The following is a 2110-nucleotide window of genomic DNA, read 5'->3' as shown; positions in this document are numbered from 1 at the left end:
GACGGTGCCACGGGCGGTACGGAGTAACAATGCCTGGGGAATAGCGATATCCAGCCGTTGTTCGCCGCTGTCAAAAGTCACCTGGGCATCGGGGATCAGCGACGCCAGATCAACACAGCCCGCGTCTTTTTTCAGCGGAGCCAGTGATTCAGGCGGCAGCGCGTCAGGTTTGAGATTAAGGCTGGCAATGACCGACGAGGATAAGCAGGCATGGACACTTTTATCGTCGCGGGCCTTAAACTCCACATTCTCATTGCCAATCAGGGTATTGTTTAAATAAATGTCAGCCCGGTAAATGCCGGGTAACACGCTGCCCCCTTTCGAGAAGCGGCTTAAATCAATGCCGGAACCACCGTGTTCGGTATTTAAGTAAATACTGTCAAACTCCACAGCCTGAGGTTTATTAGGCTCAAGTGATACAGTACTCTCTGTTTTTCCAATGCTATCAACAGCAAAAACAGTGGGTGACAAAAAAACGGTAATAATCGCCGCCGCAACGGGCGTTAAACCAACATTGCGGGTAGGCTGTTCTGCTGAAAAAGGCATTGCAGGGTGTTTCATTATTCAATTATTCCGTAGTGTACAGACGTATTCCGCCCCCACGAGATAACCAGCGGACGCTGTGTATGACTGCTGTATATAAATTAAATTAAGGTTTAATGGGCTGGCTCAGTTTATTGAGTGCGCCATAATCATTAACAAATTCAAAATCAACATTATTGCCGGCGGTATTTCCCGGTAACGAAAAGGTCAGCGAATTATTAGGGCTAATCATTTGGCCTTCAACCGGCGCTGTTTTACTGCCCGTTATCCCCACCGTGACCAACGAAACATGAAACGGTGTCGGATTGGTGACTTTAAGTCCGCCGGGGACTTTGGTCCAGACTAAAGATTGTGCGGCATCATTGGGATTACCGACCAAACCGGTAGGACGGAAGAACAATTTAATACGGGAACGGTAGGCCATCTGTAAATAGTTCTGGCTGCTACCCGCATCCGCTTTAGCCGGGATCTCTAAGACATTTAACCAAAAAACAGATTCTTTATCTTTTGGTAAAGCCGCACCGGTATAACTGATGCGCAGTGTCTGGCTTTTATTCGGCTCAACCCGGTTAATCGGTGGTGTCAGTACAAAAGGCACTTTTAACGTTTCCGGGCGGGCATTCACATCCCCGTTATCAATCCAGCTTTGTAATACCACCGGGCCGGTGCCGGTGTTATTCACCTTTACCGTCACTTCTTTTTGTTTTTCCGGATAAATTACCCGGGTGCCGGTAATAACCACACTGGCCTGAACAGAGCGTCCGACAAATAGAATCAAGAACAAGGCTGAGAAGACAGTTAATAAAAAACGGTTAGTGCTGTTCATAACAACCTCGACACTTAATGAATGTGTGCATGCTTTAATTTTAGTGCTTATCGTCAAAAAGGGCAGATATCTGCCCTTTTATATTTCTGTGTTACTCGTTAATACTTATTTGTATTGAATAGAGTAAACCACGTTGCTGACAACAGTACCGGCAGTGGTTGCGCCATCAGCATAATATTGAACCGCATACGGCAGTGTTGCAGAACCCGTAGCAGCATCAATATAAGTCGTGCTGGTTGTCTGGCTGCTGTTACCGGCTTTAATTGGTGCCATGGCGTTAGACGCGTCCAGCAGTTCCAGGCTAACCTGGCCAGCAGTACCGCTTACGTTTTTCAGGTGACCGGTAACCACATCAACACTTGGGCCTGCTTCAAAGAAAGCCGAAACTGTTTTCAGGGTGCCAGCACAGTTGCTCAGTGCCATGTTAAAGCCGGTGCTGCCTGCAACCTGGTTAGCAGAAGTCAACTGGTTAGTACCGACAGTTGGCAGTACTACTGTTGCGTCTGCACCCTGGCCGTCGACGGACACGTCACAAGTAGATGCTGTCAGTTCACCGTTAAAAGTGATGGTACCGGTAGAAGCGGCTTGAGCAGCGTTAACACCCGCGAATGCAGCAACGATTGAGGCAATAATAGCTAACTTTTTCATTTATATTTCCAATTAATAATAGATGTATGAGTTAAATAACTCAGTACTGTTGTGTGTTAATTCGGTGGCGGTTATTCNACAAGAATCCATTAG

At 47.0% G+C, this 2110-nt stretch carries 3 protein-coding genes; all 3 read right to left on the bottom strand.

Going from position 1 to position 2110, the window contains the following annotated elements; genetic code table 11:
* On the bottom strand, positions 1 to 561 hold a 561-nt coding region (locus tag V1952_RS21430), incomplete at its 3' end, for a FimD/PapC N-terminal domain-containing protein (RefSeq protein WP_420075511.1).
* 88 nt (positions 562 to 649) lie between these two features.
* Entirely contained in the window at positions 650 to 1369 is a 720-nt protein-coding gene (locus V1952_RS21425) for a molecular chaperone (RefSeq protein ID WP_420075510.1), read from the bottom strand.
* A gap of 105 nt (positions 1370 to 1474) precedes the next feature.
* A complete protein-coding gene (locus V1952_RS21420; protein WP_372560258.1) occupies positions 1475 to 2017 on the bottom strand; it encodes a fimbrial protein in 543 nt (180 codons plus the stop codon).
* Between the last annotated feature and the right edge of the window lie 93 nt (positions 2018 to 2110).

The organism is Yersinia sp. 2542 StPb PI, from assembly GCF_048593855.1.
Classification (GTDB): domain Bacteria; phylum Pseudomonadota; class Gammaproteobacteria; order Enterobacterales; family Enterobacteriaceae; genus Yersinia; species Yersinia enterocolitica_E.
The sequence above is the reverse complement of the archived record's forward strand: the minus strand, read 5'-3'. Positions and strand labels throughout refer to the sequence as shown.